We start from the raw sequence: 17,005 nt of genomic DNA on the forward strand, positions 1-17,005 counted from the left end.
GCATCTGCGCCGTCCCGCAGTCGGTCGTCGCAGCCCGCGGCGTCTGCGCCGTCCCGCAGCCGGTCGCTGCCGCTGCGCGGCCGTGGTGAGCGAGGTCGCTTCGGCGCAGGGTTGCGTAAACAGCTTTGCCGCGTAAAGTGGTTTACATGACGCCCGTCGATGACGATGCACCCCCGCCCTCGGCCGCGGAGTCGCTGGAGCTGATCCGCAAGGAGCAGGCCGCGGCGGCCCGCACGCTCGAGCTCAACCCGCTGCTCTACTACGTCCCCTGGGGCGCGGCCTGGCTCATCGGCTTCGGGCTGCTCTTCCTGCGCTACGGGCCGGACGGGCGCGTCTACGTCAACCTGCCGGCCTGGCTGCCCCTGGTGAGCCTGTTCGCCCTGATGGCCCTGGCGATGGCCAGCACCGTGCTGGTGTCGGCGGTGCGCGGCCGCGGCCTGGAGGGGCGCTCGTCGTGGCAGGGCACGGCGTACGGATTCACGTGGTTCTTCGCCTTCGCCGGCGTAGGCACCACGATGAACCACTTCGCGCGGCTGCTGCCCGACCCCGAGCGCGGCCTGCTGTGGGCGTGCGCCTCGGTCGGCCTCGTCGGCGCGCTGTACATGGCCGGCGCCGCCGTCTGGCTCTCGCGCGACATGTTCATCTTCGGCGCCTGGCTGACCGTGATCAACATCGTCGGCGTCACGGCCGGCGCCGGGTGGCACTCGCTCATCATCTCCATCGGGGGCGGCGGCGGCCTGTGCCTGCTCGGCCTGCTGTTGCGGGCGCGTGGCCGCCGATGAGCGATCTCGACCCCGTGATCCACGTGCAGGCCCGCCTGCGGATCATGGCCGCGCTGTCGAGCCTCGGCGACGGCGACCGGATGACGTTCCCGAGGCTGCAGCAGCTGCTGGACATGACCGCCGGCAACCTGTCGGTGCACCTGACCAAGCTCGAGCAGGCCGGCTACCTCGAGGTCGTCAAGTCCTTCCGCGGCCGCACCCCGACGACGTCGGCCGCACTCACCCACCGCGGCCGGGTCGCGTTCGACGACTACACCACCCAACTCCGAGCCCTCATCGACCCACCCAAGGAGCCGTGACATGCTCGCCCGCACCGTCGAGGTCAGCCGCCGCTACGGCGACACCCTCGCCCTGGACCGCGTGTCCCTGGAAATCCCGTCCGGCGGCGTCGTCGGGATGCTCGGCCCCAACGGCGCCGGCAAGTCGACGCTGATCAACCTCCTCGTCGGCCTGCGCCGCCCCACGAGCGGCACGGTCGAGCTGTTCGGCGGCGACCCCCGCGACCCGGCCCGCCGCCGCCAGATCGGCGTCACGCCGCAGGAGACCGGCCTGCCGTCCACTCTGCGCGTCCGCGAGTGCCTGGAGTTCGTTGCCAGGCATTTTCCGGATGCGGTACCGCAAAAGCAGATCCTCGACCGCTTCGGCCTCACGGAGGTGGCGGGCCGACAGACCGGGGGCCTGTCCGGCGGCCAGAAGCGCCGCCTCGCCGTGGCGCTGGCCTTCGTGGGCCGCCCGCGCCTGGTCTTCCTGGACGAGCCGACGACGGGCCTGGACGTGCAGGCCCGCCGGGCCCTGTGGGACGCGGTGCGCGCGTTCGCCGACGAGGGCGGCACGGTCGTGCTGACCAGCCACTACCTGGAGGAGATCGAGGCCCTGGCGGACCGGGTGGTCGTCGTCGGGCACGGCCGCATCCTCGCCGACGACACGGTCGACGCGATCCGCTCGATGGTCGGCATCCACCGCGTCAGCCTGCACGCCCCCGACGCCCTGCCGGAGCTGCCCGGCGTGGTCGGCGTGGAGCACGCCGACGGCCGCACCTCCCTGCTCACCCCCGACGCCGACCAGCTGGTGCGCGACCTGGTGCGGGCCGGGGTCCCCTTCCGCGGCCTCCAGGTGCAGCCCACCACGCTCGAAGAGGCGTTCCTGACCCTGACCGGAAAGTAGCCGTCATGTCGAGCCTGGCCCTGACCCACGCCCGCTTCCGCATCCTGGAAACGATCCGCATCCCGATCGCCGTGGTCGGCGGCGCCTTCTTCCCGGCCGCGTCGATGCTCTTCTTCGTCGTGCCCTTCGCCGGCGACGACCCGATCGGCGCCACCTTCGCCACTGCGTCGATGGTCATGTTCGCCGTGATGACCAGCTCCCTGTTCACCTACGGCGTGGGCGTCTCGGAGGACCGCGCACAGCCCTGGGACCCGTACACGCGCACTCTGCCCGCGGGCCCCGCCGCGGCGTTCGCCGGCCGCATCCTGTCCGGCCTGGCGTTCATGACGCTGTCCCTGCTCCCGGTCGTCATCATCGGCTGGCTCTTCACCGCCGCGACGACGTCGGCGACGGGCCTGTTGCTGGCCGTGGCCGCGGTCGTGGCCGGCGCCCTGCCCTTCACGTTCATGGGCCTGGCGATCGGCTACGCCCTGCCGATGAAGGCCGCCCTGGCGGTGGCCCAGATCATCTTCTTCCCCCTGGCCTTCGGCGGCGGCCTGCTCTCGGCCCCCAGCCAGGCCCCGTCGTTCGTGGAGACCATCGCCCCGTACCTGCCCACCCGAGGCGCGGTCGAGCTCGTCTGGGCCGCGGTCGGCGACTTCCACGTCTCGACGACGTCGATGATCTCGCTGGCGGCCTGGACCCTGGCGATGGCCGCCCTCGCGGCCTGGGCCTTCCGCCGCGACGAGGGCGCCCGCTTCAGCTGAGGCACCCGGTGGAAACGCGAACGCTGCGTCACTCCGACGGGGGGTGACGCAGCGTTCGAACAGGTTCAGGGGCTGGTGCGGGCGGCCGCGGTGCAAATCTCGCGGTACCACTCGAACGACTTGCGCGGCGTGCGCTGCTGCGTGTCGAAGTCGACGTGCACCAGGCCGAAGCGCTGTTCGTACCCCTCGGCCCACTCGAAGTTGTCGAGCAGCGACCACGTGCAGTAACCGCGCACGTCGACCCCGGCGTCGATCGCCGCACGCACCGCGCGCAGGTCGCCCGCGATGTAGTCGATGCGGAACTGGTCGTCGAGGTCGGGCCAGGAGCAGCCGCTCTCGGTGATCCAGACCGGCGGGAGCTTGTCGCCGTAGCGATCCTTGAGGCCCACCAGCAGCTCACGCAGGCCGTCGGGGACGACCGGCCAGCCGAACGCCGTTTTGGGGTACCCCTCGATCTCCAGGCGGGCGAACGGCAATGGGTCGCCGGCGGGCGGGGCCGAGATGAGGCTCGGGTTGTAGTAGTTCACGCCCAGGGCCTGGATCGGCTGCGAGATCACCTCGAGGTCGCCCTCCATGATGATCGAGTCGACGTCGGCGGTGGTCAGGAACTCGTAGCCGGGCGGGTACTCGCCGAGCAGGATCGGGTCCGTGAACAGGTGGTTCTGCACCATGTCGTAGACGGCCGCGGCCATGCGGTCCTCGTCGGAGTCGCTCGCGGGCCACACCGGCGAGTGGTTGTTGGCGAGCGTCACCGGGGCGCCGGACGTGCGGCGCAGCGCCGAGACAGCCAGGCCGTGCGCGAGCAGCAGGTGGTGCGCGACGGGCAGCTGGTCGCTCATCATCGTCAGGCCCGGCGCGTGTATGCCCTGGACGTGGCCGAGCGCGAAGTGGATGTAGGGCTCGTTGAGGGTGATCCACAGCTTCACCCGGTCGCCGAGGCGCTCGCCGACGAGCTCCGCGTACTCCCCGAAGCGCATCGCCGTGTCCCGGTTGACCCAGCCGCCCTCGTCCTGCAGTGCCTGTGGCAGGTCCCAGTGGAAGAGCGTGACCAGCGGGTCGATGCCGCGCGCGGCGAGCCCGTCCACGAGCCGGTCGTAGAAGTCCAGGCCGGCCGCGTTGGCCGGGCCGCTGCCGGTGGGCTGGACGCGCGACCAGGCGATCGAGAACCGGTACGCGCCGGCGCCGAGCCGGGCCATCAGGTCGAGGTCGGACTCCCAACGGTGATAGTGGTCGCAAGCCACGTCACCGGTGTCGCCGCCCCGGATCCGGCCCGGTGTGTGGGCGAACGTGTCCCAGATGGACGGTCCGCGCCCGCCCTCGTCGACGGCGCCCTCGATCTGGTAAGCGGCGGTGGACACGCCGAAGCGGAAGCCCGGCGGGAACTCAGGGAGATCCGGCATAGGCGGCACGCTACCCCCTCGGGTCAACGCACACGATCGGGCAGGATGGACGTATGGCACATGAGATTCCAGCCGTCGAGCTGGCCCCGGGCGTCAGCCTGCCGACCATCGGGTTCGGCACCTGGCAGATCACCGGGCAGTCCGCGTACGACTCCACCCGGACCGCGCTGGACGCCGGCTACCGGCACATCGACACGGCCACCATGTACGGCAACGAGGAGGAGATCGGCCGCGCGCTGCGCGACAGCGGCCTGGAGCGCTCCGAGGTCTTCATCACCACCAAGCTGCCGCCCTCGCAGGCCGGTCGCGAGCGGCAGACGATCGAGGCCAGCCTGAAGGCGCTCGGCGTGGACTACGTCGACCTGTGGCTCATCCACTGGCCGCCGGCCCGCGGCAAGTCCCTGCCGACCTGGATCGCGCTGCTCGAGCAGCGCGACGCCGGGCGCATCAGCACCGCCGGGGTCAGCAACTACGACACCGGGCTCGTCGACGAGCTCATCAGGGAGACGGGGGAGACCCCGGTCGTCAACCAGGTGGCGTGGAGCCCCGCACAGCACGACCCGAAGTTCCTGGCCGACATGCGGGATCGGCGGGTGGTCGTCGAGGGGTACAGCTCCCTGAAGAACACGCCGCTGGACGACCCGCGCCTGGTCGCGATCGCGCAGGCACACGGGGTGACGGTGCCGCAGGTCATTCTGCGCTGGCAGCTGCACCACGACATCGTCATCATCCCGAAGTCCACCCGCGAGGCCCGCATGCGCGAGAACCTGGCGGTCCTCGGCTTCGAGCTCACCTCCGACGAGATCGAGACGATCGACACGGCCTTCTAAGGGCTGGTTCTTCAGGACCGCATCACCGAGCGGTCGATCCGCGCCCGCCAGCCCCGCTCCTGCGGCTTGCGGCGCAGCTTGGCCAGCGCGGCCACCGCACCGGCGGTGAGCTCCTCGAAGTCGAAGCCGGTGCGGTGGGTGCCCTTCTGGATCACGAACGCGAGCCCGGCCGAGTTGCTCACCGCCCAGCCCGGCCGGGTGCCCAGGCGGTGGGCCGCGTTGCCGCCGTGCGCCGTGACGAGCTGGATGTCGAACGGGTACCGCACCTCGCCGCCCTCGCGCGTCACCACGATGCGGGCCTGCGCGAGCGTGTCGTCGCGGTTGAACAGCGCCTGCCACCACTTCTTGCGCGGCGCCTCGACCACGACCTCGACGCCATGGCCGTGCTCACCCGGGTCGCGCGCCTCGGCGACACGCCGCACCAGCTCGACGACCCGCTCCTGCCGCGACCGCCGGAACGGCATCCACCTGTCCACGGCGCCCATCTTCGCGCACGCTTTTCCTTGGCTGTCCAGTCCACCGCCCGTTTGCGTCTCACGCGGGTGCGATCAGCCCGCGGCGAGGACAGGTGTCGGCGTCGGCGGCGGGGGGTCGATGACGATGGTCAGCGTCGCGAACGCGGACTTGTTGCCGGCCGCGTCGAAGGCACGCACCTTCAGGCCGAACGTGCTCTGTCCCGGCGTCCGAGGTTCGGTGTAGGTGGTGGCGGTGACGTTGCCGCTCCAGTCGGCGCCGTGGAAGATCTGGTACCCCGCCACGCCGACGTTGTCGGTCGAGGCGGTCCACGTCCAGGTCACCTGGGTGTCGCTCACGCCGACCCGCAGGTTCGTCGGCGGCGTGGGCTGGCGGGCGTCGGAGTTCGGCCCCGGGTCGATCGCGATCGCGCGGGCGATCGCCGGCGAGCGCAGCCCGGCGCCGTCGAAGGCGACGACACTGAAGTTGAACTCGCCGAAGCCGACCGGCGGGACGGTGAGGGCCGTGCGGCTCGTCGGACCGTAGTGCTCGCCGTTGATGTACACGTCATAGCCCGCGACGGCGACGTTGTCCGTTGCCGCGCCCCAGGTGAGCGTGAAGCCCGCCGAGCCGCTGCCGAACGACAGCGTCGGCGGCGCGGTCGGCGCCACCGTGTCGGCCGGCCCGCCCGGCGTGATGACGGCGAACGCCGAGGCATTGCCGGCGGCGTCGAGCGCCCGCACCCGATAGGTGATGATCATCGGCGGGGGCGTGGGCATGGTGTACTCCGTGCCGGTCACGGTCGCGGCCAGGTTCGTACCCACGTACACCTCGTAGCCGGCGACCCCGACGTCATCGCTCGACGCGTTCCAGCGCAGCGTGAACGTGTTGGTGCCGACGACCGGGCGCAGGTTGCCCGGCGTCGTCGGCGGCCGGATGTCGGTGGTCCCCGTGCCGGTGCAGGAGCCGCCGTTGAGCCGGCAGTTGAGCGGCCCGGCGGTGCCCGCGGCCACGAAGCCGAAGTTCGTGCTCTGCCCGGCGGCGACGGTGGCGTTCCACGCCTCGCCGACCGCCGAGTAGTGATCGCCGGTCCGCGTGATCCGCGCACCCCAGAAGTTCCCGACCGCGGTGCCGGCCGGCATGTCGAACTCGACCTGCCACGTCAGCGGCGACGTGGTGCCGTTGGCGACGGTGAACACCCCGACGTACCCGGTGTCCCAGGCGCTCTGCTTCACGAACGTCGCGGTGGCCCCGCCCGCGGCCTGCGATGGACCGGCAACTGCGGCAACCCCGCACACGGCGAGGGCGAACGCCATCAGCGCACGTCCCAGACTTCGATTCATGTCAATGTACGCTATGAATCCGCCCCCACCCGGTCAATGCCTGCGCAGCCGTAGTAACGCCCACCTGCGCCCCGACCGGAAAGTTCCATGCGCCACCGCTAGCCTTCGAGCTGTCTGCGGAAGCGCTCCTCGTCGGCCTTCTTCTCGGCCTCTTTGCTGGCTTTGTGCACAGCCATCAGGTTGATCCGCGGGTCCTTCTTGTCGAAGACCGCCTTCTTGCCGTCGGGACTGACGAACAGCGGTACCTCGTCGCCGATGGCGACGTCGACGGTTTCGATGTGCTGCTCGACCTCGAGCTTGGCCGGCTCCCCGTTCGGTGCGGTGAACTCGACGATGTAGTTGTGCATCGCGATCGGCATGCCGACCACGTGGCCCCGCATGCGGTTGTGATACCACTCCCGGACCCGCGAGTCGAGCACACGGCCGGTGGTCTTGATCCAGTTACGGCGGAAGAACATGGCGCTCGATTCTGTCGATAGATCGTTGACCGAGAAATTGCCATCCGCCCGAGCGGTTGAGCGATTGTAAGCGATCCATGGCCCTGCCCACGACCGCGCGGCCGGGTCGTCGCATCCGCCTCCGGGGGAGACGCAGGTCATACCCGCGGGGTCTCACAACCTTGCCGCGGCGTTCGTCGAGCGTTTGTAGGCATCAAGGTTGGCTATGTGCAGGGGGTAGCGACATGAGTGCAGCGCTGGAAGGGCTTCGCCGGGAGTTCGGGGGCGACATCGTCGAGCCGGGCGGGGCGGACTACGAATCGGCCCGCCGCTCGGTGCTGGCGTCGGGCAGTCCGGCATATGTGCTGCGGCCCAAGGCCGTCGGGGACGTCGCCGCCGGCGTCCGGTTCGCGGCCGCGGCGGGGCTGGCGCTGGCCGTGCGCGGCGGCGGGCACGGGTTTGCGGGGTTCGCCACCAACGACGGCGGCGTCGTGATCGACCTCGGCGCGCTCGCGGACGTGGAGGTCCTCGACGGCGAACGGCACATCGTGCGCATCGGCGGCGGCGCCTCCTGGGGCCGGGTCGCGGACGCGCTGGCACCGCACGACCTGGCCATCTCCTCGGGCGACACCAGGAGCGTCGGCGTCGGCGGGCTGACGCTGACCGGCGGCATGGGCTGGAAGGTCCGCAAGTACGGTCTGGCGCTGGACAGCGTGGTCGCCGCCGAGGTGGTCACGGCCTCCGGGGCGGTCGTGCGGGCCAGCGCCGAGGAGAACCCGGAGCTGTTCTGGGCGATCCGCGGCGGCGGCGGCAACTTCGGGATCGTGACCGCGTTCGAGTTCGCGGCCCACAAGACGACCGATGTGTACTTCGGCAAGGTCGCCTTCCCGGCGGCAGAGGCGGCCGCGGTACTGCAGGGGTGGGCGGACTACCTGCGCACCGCGCCCGAGGCACTCACGTCCATCGTGAACTTCGCCAACCCGTTCCTCGGCGGTCCGGAGGCGCCGGTCGAGATCCAGGTCGCCTTCGACGGCGACGACCCGGAGGCCGCCGCGCGCGCGATCGACCCGATCCGGGCGCTCGGCACGGTCATCGGGGACGACGTTACGCGGCAGCCCTACGCAGACGTACTCGTGGAGGGCCTGACCCCGCCGCCCGGCATCCGGCTCGAGACCCGGGCCGCGTTCGTGGACAAGGAGTCGGTGGCCGAGGTCCTGCGGATCCTGGCCGAGGTCGGGGCGTCGCCGCGCTCGCCGCTCATCTCCGTCCGCGCGATCGGCGGCGCGGTGTCCCGGGTGCCCGCGGACGCCACCGCCTACGCACACCGGCAGGCGGAGCTGATGTTCGTGACCACAGCCGCCGGCCCGGAGGCGATCGTGGAGGCGGGCCGCCCGGCCCTGGACGCGATCTGGGCGCGGCTCGCGCCGCATGTCGGCGGCGCCTACGCGAACTTCCTCGCCTCAGCCACCGAGCAGGACGTCGCCGCCGTCTATCCGCCGGCGACGTACAACCGCCTTGCGGCGCTCAAGCGCCAGTACGACCCCGAGAACCTGTTCGCCGGCAACCACAACGTCCGGCCGCAGTAGAGGCCGCTTGGTGTCCACCCGGCCCGGCGGGGGTCGCCGGGCCGGGCTGGACGTTCAGTACCGCGCGCCGGCGGGGGCCGGGATGGCGTCCAGGTCGGCGAGGTCGGCCGGAGACAGCCGGACGTCTGCGGCGCGGGCGTTGTCGGCGAGGTACTTCGGGGTCTTGGTGCCGGGAATGGGCACGACGTGCGGGCCCTGAGCCACGAGCCAGGCGAGGGCGACCTGCGCAGGGGTGGCGGCGATCCGATCCGCGACTTCGCGGACCTTGGTCGCGATGTCGAGGTTGGCTCGCAGGTTGTCCTGCTGGAAGCGCGGCAGCCGGCGCCGCTGGTCGTTCTGCGGCAGTTCGTCGAAGGAGGCGAAACGACCGACGAGGAAGCCGCGGCCCAGAGGCGAGTACGGCAGGAGGCCGATGCCGTGCTCCCTGCAGTAGGGCAGGACCTCCGCCTGGACGTCGCGGGTCCACAGGGAGAACTCGGACTGCACGGTGGTGACCGGGTGTACGGCCTGGGCGCGCTGGATCTGCTCGACGCTGACCTCGGACAGGCCCAGGTGGCGGGCCTTGCCGGCGGCGACGGCCTCGGCCAACGCACCCCAGGTCTCCTCGATCGGGACCTGGGGGTCGACGCGGTGAAGCTGGTACAGGTCGACGTGATCGGTGCCCAGGCGGCGCAGGCTGGCGTCGATGGAGGCACGGACGTGCTCGGGCCGGCCATTGGGCCTGACCAGCGGGGAACCGCCGGGGCCGCCGGTGGGATCGATGGACTCCATGCCGACCTTGGTGGCGATCACCGCACGATCGCGCCGGCCGGCCAGGGCCCGGCCGACGAGTTCCTCATTGGTGTAGGGGCCGTAGACGTCGGCGGTGTCGATCAACGTCATGCCCAGGTCGAGGGCCTGATGGATGACGGAGATGGAGGTGGCTTCGTCGCGCGGGCTGGCCATGTCGTAGGCGAAGCTCATCCCCATGGCGCCCAGGCCGATGACGCCGACCTCGGGTCCGCGGATGCCCAGGTTGGTACTACGCATGCTGTCTCGTCCTTTGTGTTCGGATTGACGGGCCGCTGATCATCGCCGCTCCACCCTCGCGCTCGCGGGCTTCCCGTGGCAGGGCGCACGCTGCCGGGGAGCGGCGTTCCAGGGAGTAACGCGGCCCCCCTTGCCCGGTCACCGGGCTGGCACACTTGTGCCGATGAGCCCTGACCAGCACGGAAACGACCTGGCGGGGTTCCTGCGCGCCCGCCGCACCCAGCTCACTCCCGAGCAGGCCGGCCTACCCACCGGCCCAGGGCTTCGCCGCACCCCGGGACTGAGGCGCGAGGAGCTCGCCACCCTCGCCGGGGTGAGCATCGACTACTACACCCGCCTGGAACGCGGCAAGGAGACCCGTCCCAGCCCCGCCGTCGTCGACTCCCTCGCCCGCGCGCTGCACCTGGAGGGGGACGAACACGAGCACCTGCGCCGGCTGGCGGCCCGGGCTGCTCGGAACGCCCCCGAGCCGCCCACCGCGCCCAGCCGCGCCGTGCGGCCGGGCGTCAAGCTCCTGCTGGAGAACCTGCGGCCGAGCCCCGCGTACGTCCTGAGCCGCACCCTGGACGTCCTCGCCGCCAACCCCGGCGGCCTTCGCCTCTACGCCGGGATCGACAGCTGGCCGATCAAGCAGCGCAACCTCGCCCGCTACTACTTCCTCCACCCCGCCGCCCGCGACCTGTTCCCCGACTGGGACAACCAGATCCGCGGCTGCGTCGCCCGGCTACGGGCCCTGGCCGGCACCGACCCCGATGCCCCCGACCTCGCCCAGCTCGTCGGCGAGCTCCTGTTGAAGAGCCCCGACTTCGCCCACTTGTGGGAGCGCTACGACGTTCGCGCCCACCGTCCCGGCACCAAGCACTTCCGGCACCCCCAGGTCGGCGACCTCACTCTTGGCTACCAGCCCATGCAGCTCGAAGGCACCCCTGGCCACCGCCTCGTCGTCTACTACGCGGACGTCGCGAGCCCCGACCACGACGCCATGGTGCTGCTCGACATCCTCGGCGCCCAACAAGCACCCACCTCTGTCGATCACAGCACCGGCTAGGGGCTTCGACCTGTCGCGGCGGCGGCCAGGCGGGGACCGTGTCACCGCCTGGCCGTCTTCACCGTCTGCCGTCGGTTATGGCTGGATCACGCGCAGCGGACCCTGGTCGTTCGGGAAGTTCTTCGTGCTCAGCGCCTGCACGCCGGCGGTGTGGTCGCCGTTGAACGGCGTGACCCCGGCCGCACAACCGGCAGCCTGCGCCTCTTTCTCCGAGTTGAACCACAGCCCGAGGTGGTACTGGTGGATCGGGTCCGTCTTCGGGTTCGTCGAGGCGTCCCCGGTCGGCCGGACGGTCGGCTCGGCGGTGTGCACCACCGGCGCCGGGGCGCTGCCGGGCGCCACGCTGAACGTCTCGACGCTGAACCGGCCGACGAACGTGCCGTCGGCCCAGCCCCAGGCGTTCGAGTCCAGGTCGCCCTGGTACCAGGACATGCCGAACGGCGCGTTCGGCACTTGGATGACGAACAGATCGAAGTCCGTATTCTTCGGCAGGCCGCTCGCTCTGATCCTCATCACCTCGACCTGCCCCTTAGACTGGATGGTGACGTCGACCTTGGCGCCGTTCAGGCAGCCCGCGTTCTCCGAGGCCGTCGACCGGACCATCTGGAATCTGGTCTTGGTGTGCCTGGTGCTGGTCGCGACGGCCGCCGCGCCGCCGACCGCGATGATCAGTCCCGCGGTACCGAGGATGACAGCGGCGCGTTTGATGTACGGTTTCATTTCTTTGCCTCCCTGTGTGTCGATCTTCTATGTCGGTCTCTGTCGAGAAATGCGGACGAAGCTGGGCAGGCGGAATCGACCCATCTTCGTGGGCGGGGATGCAGGAAACGGGCAATAATGACCGCGCACCAAGGCGAGCGCGCGTGGGCAGAAAGTGCGACCCGGTAGCTGATCGGCCGGTCAGCAGGCCGACCGAGGGTGATCTTTCCCCTTGCGGCCGGGCCTACGGACAACGTATCCCAGCGAGTTGCCAGGGGTTGGTGTCCCGTCTGAGAAATGGGGCGGTATTGGTGTTGCCAACCGCCTCACCCGCAAAGCCTCACCCGCGACAGACCTATTTCGAGGTGCGGTCCGAGGAACTCGTCATCGACGGTTCATGGATAGCCCCGTCGATCGATCAGCCACTTTCCGTCGGCGACGCGACCGGACGGCGGCGAGGCCGGGCGCCCCGTACTTCACGGAGCCGCAGCGGGTGGCTCTGGGGCTGGTCGCGGCCGTGCATCCCGTCGCCGTTCGGTCGGCGCGCTCCCGAGGAGCTGTATGCGCGGGCGGCCGAGCACTACGACTGCCGCGCGCTGTGGACGCTGGCGCTGGCGATCAGCCAGATCTTGTCGTGCCGCGGCTCAGGAGCGCTGCGGCTTCACGGCGTTGCCGATGTCGATGCCGCCGGCCGGCACGTACCGTTCGCACGCTCGGTACGCCGGCCCGAAGACCGGGTCGTCGCCGGACGGGTTGATCGCCGCCGGCGCCTGAAAGGTTCCCTCGCTGTCGGGGTCGGGCCAGTCGGGCACGCCGTGCGTGCGGATGCAGTCCGCCCACTGCCGCAGCTTGACCATGTCCGCGGGCGTCACCGCGTTCCGGCGCTCGCCGCCCTGCTTGCCCTGGTCGAACAGGGACTCACACGCCGCCGGCGGCGTCGGCGCGTCGGCGCGCAGCGGGAAGACCCAGCGACCGTCCTGCTGCACCGGATCGGGATAGTCGGGGTAACCGTTGGCCCGCATGCAGCGCGCGGCGGCGAGCAGCGGTGCGGCGTCGCTGGCGCCCCCGGGATCGGGCGACGGGGACGGCTGGTTGCCGGTGCCGCTGCAGCCGGCAAGCACCAACACTGCGACTGCGATGAGCATGCGCAGGTGCATGCCCCGACGGTATTCGGCCACCCGGCCGGGCCGCTTCCCGCAAAGGTAGCCGCGCGAGCACTTCCTTCTGGGGTTTCGGCGCCCGCGCGGCGGCGTACCCGCCGAGGTGGGTGAGCAGCAGCACCGCCGGCGGGGCCGCGCGAAGCCACCACCAGCCGGTGCCGGTCCGGCAGGCCGGGACGTCGGCGCGGACCCCCGGGTTCTGCCCGTTCAGTCCGTCGCGGTCCGCTCAGGTCCCGTCATGTGCGAAGACGATTCGTTGGCGGTCCGGGCCGTCCTCGGAAGTTCGCGGCGGTTGCCGTAAACGTTGCCGTAAGAAGGCGCGGCCTACCGGACGATGTGGGCAGTCGACGTGTTATCGGTGTCGGGCAGACTTGGTGGCAGCGGCGATGCGGGTCCGTTCAGCTCAGGTGATCCGCCGGCGCCGTGTTCAGCAGCCAGGCCAGCGGCATCTTGGTGGCAACCTCGTACTCGCCTGACCGGCCGAGCTGGTGCAGCGTGACGGTCAGCGCGGCATCCCGATCGACTACCCCGTACCGGGGGATGCCGGCCGCTGCGTATTCGTGCCGCTTGACCATCTCGTCCATCGCCTCGGAGCCCGGCGACACGATCTCGACAACCAGCAGCAGATCGGTGAGGGCAAGCCAGACGCTGCGCGGCTGCGGCATCGACCAGAGGGTCAAGTCGGGAATGCGGGCGCCTTCGCCGGTGGGCCCGCTGATGCGGATACCCGCCGCCTGCAGGATCTGCTCCGCCGGCCAACCGGCGACGGCGAGCCAGACCAGCAGACGGCTGGCGATCGCGGCGTGCTCGGAATCGGGCGGCGGCATGACCGACAGCGCTCCCTCGGGGCTGATCTCATACCGATGTCCGTGCGGGTCCTCGGCGATCATGGCGGCAAGGTCGTCGAGCGTGATGACGGAAGGCATGTGCCGACCGACGCTTCCTGCGCTCATAGCTGCCATCCTATCGGCGCCACCCCGGAGCCGGCCTTAACCGGCCGCACCTGGTCTGCGTCAGATGAACCGGGTCGTTGCCGTAAGGGCCGGCCACGGGGGGCATGTTAGTGCTGGTGGGCACGGTTGGGTTCGAACAAACAACCCCCCGCTTGTACGTTCTGCCCGTTCCGTCCGCAGCCGTCCGTTTGTGTCCCTGACGTGCAGGAAACTATCCGATGCAGGCCCATGTCGTCCGAACCCGTCCGCAACGGTTGCCGTAAGCGTCGCCGTACGGGGGCCCGCCTCATTCGGCGGGCTCGGCTGGCTGTACGAGGTCAGGCGGGCTTGGCGTTGGCGGTCAGGAAGGCCGCGATGGCCGCGGACGCCTCGGCGGAGCCGTCGGCGCCCACCGTCAGCAGCGCCCTGCCATGCCCCCGCCCCGGAACCACGCTCAGTGTGCGGCGCCCACCCGGCGTGGCGTCGTACATCGTCCGCGCGTCATCGGCGGCCCTGCTGTCGTCCGCCGCCACCAGAAACAGCACGGGCACCGTCAGCCGCGGCGCGGCCTGCACCGCGCTCTCGTGCATGTACTCGGCAACCCCCGACACGCTGACCACCCCGGCGGCCGGCGGCGTGAGGCGGGCGGCCGCCACCAGCACCGCGGTGCCGCCGCGCGACGCGCCGACCAGGACCACGCCGACAGCCCCCTGTTCCCGAACGTAGGCGGCGGCCGCCTCGACGTCGCCGGAGGCTGTGAAGGTGCCGGTGATGCCGCGGACCGACCGCCCCTCGCCGCTGAAGTCGAACGCGAGCACCCGATACCCGACCGCCGCCTGCCGTTTCGCCCACTCGAGCCACGAGCAAGCATCGGCGCCGGACTGTGGCGCAACGACCAGGGCGACCTTGGCGCGGGCGTCGCCGAGCAGGTACGCCGCGAGGTACCCGCCCTGGCTCGCGAACGTCACCTGCTTGTCGTTGAGCTCAGGATCGGCGCACCAACCGTTCGTCGGGCTGGGCGCCGCCACGACCGGCACGGCCGTCGATGCGTCGGTGGGAGCGTTCGTGGACGTGCTACCTCCGGCGCAGCCGGTGAGCAACAGGCCGCAGGCGGCGAGCACAACGATCCGCATATCCATATGACCCCCGGCGGGCCGCCGAAGTTGCGTACGGATCTCGGGCCAGCAACAGTCTCCACGGGCGGTGAGCAGCGCGCGCCGCCGACGCGACACCCGAGGCAACGGCGGCGAAGATGCCGGAGAAGACCGCCAAGGCCGCGCCGAAGGCCACCAGGACGACGGGGCGCCGGCGGCGGGCGACGGGAAGGTCACCGGCTGGCGTGCAGGAACCGTTCGGCGCAGACCGCCGGTGACCGGACGCGTTTATGGCGGTTGCCGTAAGCGTTGCCGTACGGCCTATTCGGTGCCCGCGCCCGGAACCTCCTGGCGCGGGCCAGTCCATCGCTTTCGGATGGCCGGTACCCGCATGCTTGATCCGCCAGCTTCAGGCCACCGGCGGGCGTCCTGACGCCGACAACGGTTCACTCGGCCGTGGCGGCAGTTGTGCGCGGAAGGCGGTCATCTTTCGGCAAGTCAAAGACCCTGTCCGAACCCGCCGCGCCCCTCGCGTGCCTCAAGTGGTCTGTGTGGGCTTGGTCAGTCTCCCGAGTGGCCGAAGAACAAGATCTGGTCGGGCATCCCGTCGGCGTAGATGATCAGATGTCGCCCAACCCCGTAGCCCGTGAGGAGTTGGCCGAGGGCGCCCGCCAGTTGGCCATCCAGTCGCGCTAGGTCGTCCGCCGTCAACCGCGTCGTGCCAAGCGCTCGCTCGCACTCGGCGTCCGTCACGTCGAAGGTCTTGCAGTAGGCGTCATCGTCGGCAGGATCGCCGATACCGACGTCGAAGATGTCCAAGATCGAATGAGTGCTGTCCTCCAGGATCCACCCGTCGGACAACAGTTCATCCTCCGTTGTCGGCTTCAGCCGATCGCCCCCGTGCGGCCAGTAGTAGTCATCAGGGGTAAACACGTCGGCACGAAGTTGTGCGAGTGTGGCGGCCACGCTGCCGTTGAACGGGACCAGGTACTGCCACTCCGGCGCGTCCACGCGAACCTCCGACCGTCAATGTTGAGGTGATCTTGTCACAGCCGGTGCGGAAAGAGATCTGGATCAGCGGACGCCGTAGACGTCGCCGCGAATCCGGATCGACAGCACATGAACCGTCCCGCTGTTGCTGCTGCCGAATAGCGCTTCACCGAGTCAAGGCGCCGCGTTCCGCGCGGCGCAGGGGAAGGCGACATTCGGCGTCCCGGCGGATCGTTCTTGCCTCTTGAGCTGCCGCGATGTCCTTCGTGCTCCGAGCCGCGGCTCCCGCGGCCTCGCCCTGCGCGTCCAGTCACGCTCTTAGCCTCCGGCGGGACCTCGCGACCCTGGCCCGCGTACTCCTCGTCGGCCGGGAGGTCTCCCCCCAGAGCCGCGGAATTGTCGTACCCCGCGAGTAGTCTGACCTGGACGGACGCGGCGAGGGAGCGAGCAGCGGCGGACGAGACGCGGGTTCGGGCGGCCGCGAGGTGGTGGTCCGTCCAGCCTCGGCGCAGAGCGCAGCGACGCCGTCGAGGGAGCCGGTGAGCTGGCCGCGCGCAGCGCCGGTCAGTGGCCGCGCAGCGGCTATGGGGGGTGCGGGGTGGGAACCCCCCCGCCGCGGCGAAGCCGCAGCTAACACAGTGGGCACGGTTGGGTTCGAACCAACGACCCCCCGCTTGTAAGGCGGGTGCTCTTCCGCTGAGCTACGCGCCCCTGCTCCTCTGGCGAGGAACGGGTACCCAGATGTTACCGAACCGCGTCCCGAGGGCCCAGCCGGGCGGAACGGGCTGGTGAGACGAAGGTACCGGGGGAGGGGGCGGCTTGCCTCGTATTAAAGGGTGGCGATCGCCTCGCGCCAGGCCGACTGGTCGCGGGGCTGGGAGGCCGGGGAGAGCTCCGTGAAGCGCACCACGCCGTCGGTGTCGATCAGGAAGGTGCCGCGGTTGGCGTAGCCCTTCGACTCGTTCAGGACGCCGTAGGCCCTGGCGACCTCGCCGTGGGGCCAGAAGTCGGAGAGGAGAGGGAAGGTGTAGCCCTCGCGGTCGGCCCAGATCTTGTGCGCGTACGGGCTGTCGACGCTCACGGTCAGGACCTGGACCCTGTCGTTCTGGAAGTCGGGGAGGTCGCGCTGCAGTGTGGTCAGCTCGCCCTGGCAGGTGCCGGTGAATGCCAGGGGGTAGAAGACCAGGAGCACCGCCTTTCGGCCGCGGAACGACTCCAGGGTCACCTCCTGGTTGTTCTGGTTGCGCAGCAGGAAAGCCGGTGCCGGATCTCCGACATCCACAGTCATGCCTCGACTATGCCAGGCCTCGTA

18 protein-coding genes and 1 tRNA gene are annotated in these 17,005 nt (G+C 70.6%); 7 read left to right on the forward strand and 12 right to left on the reverse strand.

The features are described from left to right. The first annotated feature begins 146 nt into the window (after window positions 1–146). Genes ABD901_RS20765 through ABD901_RS20780 form a run of 4 tightly spaced genes read left to right on the forward strand, consistent with a single transcriptional unit; the run spans window position 147 to window position 2,692 of the window. Window positions 147–782, forward strand: coding sequence for a transporter (locus tag ABD901_RS20765; RefSeq protein WP_345128753.1), 636 nt, complete (start codon window positions 147–149; stop codon window positions 780–782). Continuing rightward, entirely contained in the window at window positions 779–1,081 is a 303-nt protein-coding gene (locus tag ABD901_RS20770) for a transcriptional regulator (RefSeq protein WP_345128754.1), read from the forward strand. Before ABD901_RS20765 ends, ABD901_RS20770 begins: the two co-directional genes overlap by 4 nt. Window position 1,082: 1 nt before the next feature. Then, a complete protein-coding gene (locus ABD901_RS20775; RefSeq protein ID WP_345128755.1) occupies window positions 1,083–1,946 on the forward strand; it encodes an ABC transporter ATP-binding protein in 864 nt (287 codons plus the stop codon). 5 nt (window positions 1,947–1,951) lie between these two features. Continuing rightward, window positions 1,952–2,692, forward strand: a complete 741-nt coding sequence (locus tag ABD901_RS20780; protein WP_345128756.1) for an ABC transporter permease — start codon at window positions 1,952–1,954, stop codon at window positions 2,690–2,692. A gap of 65 nt (window positions 2,693–2,757) precedes the next feature. Here ABD901_RS20780 and ABD901_RS20785 read toward each other — a convergent pair whose 3' ends face one another. Continuing rightward, complete coding sequence (locus ABD901_RS20785; protein ID WP_345128757.1) at window positions 2,758–4,092, reverse strand: GH1 family beta-glucosidase; 1,335 nt, start codon at window positions 4,090–4,092, stop codon at window positions 2,758–2,760. A gap of 53 nt (window positions 4,093–4,145) precedes the next feature. On the opposite strand from ABD901_RS20785, the gene ABD901_RS20790 reads away from it, so the two are divergent. Then, on the forward strand, window positions 4,146–4,922 hold the full coding sequence (locus ABD901_RS20790) for an aldo/keto reductase (protein WP_345128758.1): 777 nt from the start codon (window positions 4,146–4,148) through the stop codon (window positions 4,920–4,922). An 11-nt stretch (window positions 4,923–4,933) separates the two neighbouring features. Here ABD901_RS20790 and ABD901_RS20795 read toward each other — a convergent pair whose 3' ends face one another. The 3 genes from ABD901_RS20795 to ABD901_RS20805 all read right to left on the reverse strand — a co-directional run bounded on the left by ABD901_RS20795 (window position 4,934) and on the right by ABD901_RS20805 (window position 7,176). Further along, window positions 4,934–5,398, reverse strand: a complete 465-nt coding sequence (locus ABD901_RS20795; protein ID WP_345128759.1) for a hypothetical protein — start codon at window positions 5,396–5,398, stop codon at window positions 4,934–4,936. Window positions 5,399–5,470: 72 nt separating this feature from the next. Further along, window positions 5,471–6,718, reverse strand: coding sequence for a cellulose binding domain-containing protein (locus ABD901_RS20800; RefSeq protein ID WP_345128760.1), 1,248 nt, complete (start codon window positions 6,716–6,718; stop codon window positions 5,471–5,473). A 98-nt stretch (window positions 6,719–6,816) separates the two neighbouring features. Continuing rightward, window positions 6,817–7,176 (reverse strand): hypothetical protein, encoded by a 360-nt coding sequence (locus ABD901_RS20805; RefSeq protein WP_345128761.1) that lies wholly within the window; start codon window positions 7,174–7,176, stop codon window positions 6,817–6,819. A 224-nt stretch (window positions 7,177–7,400) separates the two neighbouring features. On the opposite strand from ABD901_RS20805, the gene ABD901_RS20810 reads away from it, so the two are divergent. Further along, window positions 7,401–8,741, forward strand: coding sequence for an FAD-binding oxidoreductase (locus tag ABD901_RS20810; protein WP_345128762.1), 1,341 nt, complete (start codon window positions 7,401–7,403; stop codon window positions 8,739–8,741). Window positions 8,742–8,795: 54 nt separating this feature from the next. Here the strand turns inward: ABD901_RS20810 and ABD901_RS20815 are convergent, their stop codons facing one another. Beyond that, entirely contained in the window at window positions 8,796–9,770 is a 975-nt protein-coding gene (locus tag ABD901_RS20815) for an aldo/keto reductase (protein WP_345128763.1), read from the reverse strand. A gap of 163 nt (window positions 9,771–9,933) precedes the next feature. Between ABD901_RS20815 and ABD901_RS20820 the strand changes: the two genes are divergently transcribed. Next, window positions 9,934–10,818: a helix-turn-helix transcriptional regulator gene (locus ABD901_RS20820; RefSeq protein WP_345128764.1), complete on the forward strand. Its 885-nt coding sequence runs from the start codon at window positions 9,934–9,936 to the stop codon at window positions 10,816–10,818. 75 nt (window positions 10,819–10,893) lie between these two features. Here the strand turns inward: ABD901_RS20820 and ABD901_RS20825 are convergent, their stop codons facing one another. From ABD901_RS20825 to ABD901_RS20855, 7 genes are all read right to left on the reverse strand, one after another. Beyond that, on the reverse strand, window positions 10,894–11,538 hold the full coding sequence (locus ABD901_RS20825) for a hypothetical protein (protein WP_345128765.1): 645 nt from the start codon (window positions 11,536–11,538) through the stop codon (window positions 10,894–10,896). 623 nt (window positions 11,539–12,161) lie between these two features. After that, a complete protein-coding gene (locus ABD901_RS20830) occupies window positions 12,162–12,674 on the reverse strand; it encodes a hypothetical protein (RefSeq protein ID WP_345128766.1) in 513 nt (170 codons plus the stop codon). Between the two features lie 401 nt (window positions 12,675–13,075). Next, on the reverse strand, window positions 13,076–13,630 hold the full coding sequence (locus ABD901_RS20835; RefSeq protein ID WP_345128767.1) for a Uma2 family endonuclease: 555 nt from the start codon (window positions 13,628–13,630) through the stop codon (window positions 13,076–13,078). 317 nt (window positions 13,631–13,947) lie between these two features. Next, a complete protein-coding gene (locus tag ABD901_RS20840; protein WP_345128768.1) occupies window positions 13,948–14,742 on the reverse strand; it encodes an alpha/beta hydrolase family protein in 795 nt (264 codons plus the stop codon). Window positions 14,743–15,264: 522 nt separating this feature from the next. Further along, complete coding sequence (locus ABD901_RS20845) at window positions 15,265–15,714, reverse strand: hypothetical protein (RefSeq protein ID WP_345128769.1); 450 nt, start codon at window positions 15,712–15,714, stop codon at window positions 15,265–15,267. Between the two features lie 618 nt (window positions 15,715–16,332). Next, window positions 16,333–16,404 (reverse strand) — tRNA-Val (locus ABD901_RS20850). A 118-nt stretch (window positions 16,405–16,522) separates the two neighbouring features. After that, on the reverse strand, window positions 16,523–16,981 hold the full coding sequence (locus ABD901_RS20855; protein ID WP_345128770.1) for a peroxiredoxin: 459 nt from the start codon (window positions 16,979–16,981) through the stop codon (window positions 16,523–16,525). Window positions 16,982–17,005 lie beyond the last annotated feature (24 nt).

It is taken from the genome of Dactylosporangium darangshiense, assembly GCF_039537565.1.
Lineage (GTDB): Bacteria > Actinomycetota > Actinomycetes > Mycobacteriales > Micromonosporaceae > Dactylosporangium > Dactylosporangium darangshiense.

Bases quoted from the DNA above. Each gene is read 5' to 3' on its own strand.
- ABD901_RS20780 (WP_345128756.1), top strand. From the start codon at position 1,952: ATGTCGAGCCTGGCCCTGACCCACGCCCGCTTCCGCATCCTGGAAACG.
- ABD901_RS20800 (WP_345128760.1), bottom strand. From the start codon at position 6,718: ATGAATCGAAGTCTGGGACGTGCGCTGATGGCGTTCGCCCTCGCCGTG.
- ABD901_RS20790 (WP_345128758.1), top strand. From the start codon at position 4,146: ATGGCACATGAGATTCCAGCCGTCGAGCTGGCCCCGGGCGTCAGCCTG.
- ABD901_RS20810 (WP_345128762.1), top strand. From the start codon at position 7,401: ATGAGTGCAGCGCTGGAAGGGCTTCGCCGGGAGTTCGGGGGCGACATC.
- ABD901_RS20775 (WP_345128755.1), top strand. From the start codon at position 1,083: ATGCTCGCCCGCACCGTCGAGGTCAGCCGCCGCTACGGCGACACCCTC.
- ABD901_RS20835 (WP_345128767.1), bottom strand. From the start codon at position 13,630: ATGAGCGCAGGAAGCGTCGGTCGGCACATGCCTTCCGTCATCACGCTC.
- ABD901_RS20770 (WP_345128754.1), top strand. From the start codon at position 779: ATGAGCGATCTCGACCCCGTGATCCACGTGCAGGCCCGCCTGCGGATC.
- ABD901_RS20815 (WP_345128763.1), bottom strand. From the start codon at position 9,770: ATGCGTAGTACCAACCTGGGCATCCGCGGACCCGAGGTCGGCGTCATC.
- ABD901_RS20820 (WP_345128764.1), top strand. From the start codon at position 9,934: ATGAGCCCTGACCAGCACGGAAACGACCTGGCGGGGTTCCTGCGCGCC.
- ABD901_RS20840 (WP_345128768.1), bottom strand. From the start codon at position 14,742: ATGCGGATCGTTGTGCTCGCCGCCTGCGGCCTGTTGCTCACCGGCTGC.
- ABD901_RS20855 (WP_345128770.1), bottom strand. From the start codon at position 16,981: ATGACTGTGGATGTCGGAGATCCGGCACCGGCTTTCCTGCTGCGCAAC.
- ABD901_RS20785 (WP_345128757.1), bottom strand. From the start codon at position 4,092: ATGCCGGATCTCCCTGAGTTCCCGCCGGGCTTCCGCTTCGGCGTGTCC.
- ABD901_RS20830 (WP_345128766.1), bottom strand. From the start codon at position 12,674: ATGCACCTGCGCATGCTCATCGCAGTCGCAGTGTTGGTGCTTGCCGGC.
- ABD901_RS20805 (WP_345128761.1), bottom strand. From the start codon at position 7,176: ATGTTCTTCCGCCGTAACTGGATCAAGACCACCGGCCGTGTGCTCGAC.
- ABD901_RS20765 (WP_345128753.1), top strand. From the start codon at position 147: ATGACGCCCGTCGATGACGATGCACCCCCGCCCTCGGCCGCGGAGTCG.
- ABD901_RS20825 (WP_345128765.1), bottom strand. From the start codon at position 11,538: ATGAAACCGTACATCAAACGCGCCGCTGTCATCCTCGGTACCGCGGGA.